Source organism: Novosphingobium sp. (assembly GCF_041915465.1).
Taxonomy (GTDB): Bacteria; Pseudomonadota; Alphaproteobacteria; order Sphingomonadales; family Sphingomonadaceae; genus Novosphingobium.
On the sequence record NZ_JAYSBK010000162.1, the window covers coordinates 1 to 3,485 of the forward strand.

3 protein-coding genes are annotated in these 3,485 nt (G+C 65.3%); 2 read left to right on the top strand and 1 reads right to left on the bottom strand.

Translation table 11 applies throughout. The features are described 5' to 3' along the window. A partial coding sequence (locus ACE3SN_RS16390; RefSeq protein WP_374531846.1) for an AMP-binding protein occupies nucleotides 1-1,391 on the bottom strand: 1,391 nt, incomplete at its 3' end. 190 nt (nucleotides 1,392-1,581) lie between these two features. Between ACE3SN_RS16390 and ACE3SN_RS16395 the strand changes: the two genes are divergently transcribed. Both ACE3SN_RS16395 and ACE3SN_RS16400 read left to right on the top strand, forming a co-directional pair. Further along, nucleotides 1,582-2,772, top strand: coding sequence for a sensor histidine kinase (locus ACE3SN_RS16395; RefSeq protein WP_374531847.1), 1,191 nt, complete (start codon nucleotides 1,582-1,584; stop codon nucleotides 2,770-2,772). Between the two features lie 67 nt (nucleotides 2,773-2,839). Then, a partial coding sequence (locus tag ACE3SN_RS16400; protein ID WP_374531848.1) for a substrate-binding domain-containing protein occupies nucleotides 2,840-3,485 on the top strand: 646 nt, incomplete at its 3' end.

Consider the following 3,485-nt stretch of genomic DNA (forward strand, 5'->3'; position numbering starts at 1 on the left):
TTGAGCGTGACGACGGCGTGGACCGCCTCGCCCCATTTCGGATCCGGCTTACCGATCACCGCGCATTGCGAGACGGCGGGATGCGAGGACAGCGCGTTTTCCACTTCCTGCGACCAGACGTTTTCTCCGCCGGTGATGATCATGTCCTTCAGCCGGTCAACTACGTAGAGATAGCCGTCTTCGTCGAAGTAACCGATGTCGCCGGTGTGCATCCAGCCGCCGCGCAGCGCTTCTGCCGTCAGCTCCGGGCGGTTCCAGTAGCCCTGCATCACCATCGGTCCGCGCGCCACGATTTCGCCGCTCTGGCCGGTTGGCAGCGGCTGATCGTCCGGCCCGACGACGGCCACTTCGGCCAGCATCGCCGTGCGGCCCGCCGAACGCAGCCGGCCTGCCGCCGCCGCTTCGGGCAGATGATCGCGCCAGCCCAGGATCGTCACCACCGGCGAAAGCTCGGTCATGCCATAGGACTGGAGCATCCGCACCCCCGGCAGCGCGTCCATGAATTCGCGCAGCAGCGGTTCGGGCATCGCCGCCGAGCCATAGGAAATGCAGCGCAGCGACGAGAGGTCGGCAGTGCGCATCGCCGGTTCGTCGAGCAGCATGCGGAACATCGTTGGCACCAGCGTGGCATGGGTAATGTGCGCGCGCTCGACCTCGGCGATGAATTCGCGGGCGACGAAGCGGGGCAGGAACACGTGGGTTCCCGCCACGTGCGTGGTCGAAAACAGCCGCGCTGCCGAGGCGACGTGGAACAGCGGACCGTGATGCAGGTGGACCGTGTGCTCGTCCATCCCGAGTTCGCCCACGACATTGGCCGTATTGGCGCAGAAGTTCGCGTGGCTGAGCATCACGCCCTTCGCCGCGCTGGTCGTGCCGCTGGTGTAGAGCAGGCAGGCCAGATCATCGTCCGAACGCCCGGCATCGCCTGCCGGTTGATGGGCCGCGATCAGCGCTTCATAGGCCAGCATGCCTGCCGGCGCCGCGCCAGGGGCGCAATGAACCAGAGTCCGCACGGCGCCATCCGCGCCCTTGCCAAGCGGAGCGGCCAGATCGGCAAAGTCCGCGCCAAGCAGCACCAGCACCGGCGCGCAATCATCGGCCTGAGCGGTAATCTCGCCCAGCCCGAGCCGGTGGTTCAGCGGGACGATCACGGCGCCCGCCTGCATCGCCGCATAGAAACATTCGAGCGAACGGTGGCTGTTGAGCGCCAGCAGGACGATCCGGTCGCCCGGCTTGACCCCTGCCGCAATGAATGCCCCGGCAAGGCGCGCCGTGCGATCCGCAAATTCTGACCAGGTGAAGGTCCGTTCACCGTCGATCACGGCCGTGCCTCCGCCCCGGATCATGACCGCGCGCCGCACCGCCTGCGTCAGACTGAACCCACTTGCCATCAGTGTCCTCTATCGATCTTTGATCCTTGGTCGTCACAAGCGGTCGGCAGGCCGCGATGTCAACCGTCAAGCCCGGTCCCTTGTGCAGCAATTGTCTGGGGATAAGGCGGCCCTTGTCACGTAACTATAACAATGGAACCGCACTTGGCTCTGGTTGAAACAGGACACCTCGCCTAGTAGCGCCTGGTCTATGGCCGGGAAACGCACTCTTCCCCTTGCCGGCGCGCTGCTGGCACTGGCTTCCGTTGCCGGGATGCTGGTAACGGGCGTTTCGGCGTGGCTGTCGGCAGCGGTTCTGCTGCTGTGGCTGGGTTCGCTCTGGCTGGCCGCGCCCGAACCCGAAATCGAACTTGAACGCGTCGATGCCGCCGAAGTATCACGCGATGCCGTAAGCGAGGCGATCGAACCGCTGGGCCAGCCGCTGCTCGTGCTGGAAGGCACCCGGATCGTCCTGGCCAATGCCGCGGCGCGCGCGGCGCTGGGCCGACATATCGGCGGGCAGGACGCCCGCATTGCCTTGCGCCACCCCGATGCCATGCGCCTGCTCGACATGAATGATGGCGACAGCGTGAGCATCTCCGGCTTTACCGGGACGCGCAGCCTGTGGCAGCTGACCCGCCGCCGGATCGATGGCACGCACTGGATGATCGAACTGGCCGACCGCACGGCCGAGGCCGACATCAGCCGGGCCCACACCGATTTCGTCGCCAATGCCAGTCACGAACTGCGCACGCCGCTCGCCTCGATCATCGGTTACGTCGAAACACTGGCCGATGCCGGCCCCTCGATCGACGAACAGACCAGCAAGCGCTTCCTCGAAACCGTGCTGCGCGAGGCGCGGCGGATGCTCTCGCTGGTCGAAGACCTGATGACGCTTAGCCACGTCGAGGCGGAAAAGCATGACCGGCCGTCCGAGCAGCTCGATCTTGCCCAGCTCGCCGCGCGAGTCGTGGCCGAGGTTTCCTCGCTGCGCGGCAAGGAGCGCGTCGAACTGGCCGCAGCCGAGCAGGATTGCACGGTGTTGGGCGATCCCGGTCAGCTCGAACAACTGCTGCGCAACCTGATCGACAACGCGTTGAAATATGGCGGCCCGGACGAGCCGGTCCACGTCGCCGTGGCGAAGACCGGAAAGCAGGGGGTCAGCCTGACCGTAACCGATCGCGGCCCGGGGATCGCGCCCGAACACCTGCCGCACCTGACCCGCCGGTTCTACCGCACCGACCCGGGCCGCAGCCGCGCCTCGGGCGGAACCGGCCTTGGCCTCGCCATCGTCAAGCACATCGTCGAACGCCACCGCGCGCGGCTCGATATTTCGAGCACGCTGGGCGAAGGAACCAGCGTGCGGATCGATTTTCCCGCCGCTGAAAGGCTTGCCGCGTGATTGTCACAAAGCTGTCATGCAATGCCGTCAGAGCGTTCTCCGGACATCCCAACCGGAGTATGAGTCGATGAAAAAGTCCGCCCTTATCCTGGCCGCTGCCACCAGCGCCTCGCTGCTGCTCGCCGGCTGCGGCGGTGCGCAGAATTCCTCGCGTGATCAGATCCGCGCGGTCGGTTCTTCTACCGTTTATCCGTTCGCCAAGGCGGTTGCCGATTCGCTCGCCAAGTCGAACTCCGGCTTCAAGTCGCCGATCATCGAATCGACTGGCACGGGCGCCGGCATGAAGCTGTTCTGCGCCGGCGTCGGCGTGCAGTTCCCCGACATCGAAGACGCCTCGCGCCGCATGAAGAAGTCGGAATACGAGGAATGCGCCAAGAACGGCGTCGACAAGGTCATCGAAATTCAGGTCGGCCTCGATGGCGTTGCCTTCGCCGAAGCCAAGGGCGGCATGGGCCTCAAGCTCACCCCCGAAGACATCTACGAAGCGCTGGCCGCCAATCCCTATGGCAAGCCGAACACCGCCAAGACCTGGAAGGACGTGAACCCGGCCTATCCGGCTGAACCGATCCTCGTCTATGGCCCGCCGAGCACCTCGGGCACCCGCGATGCGCTCAAGGAACTGATCCTGACCAAGGGTTGCGATTCAAACCCCGAAATGAAGGCGCTCAAGGAAACCAACAAGGAGCAGCACGAAAAGTTCTGCACCGAAGTGC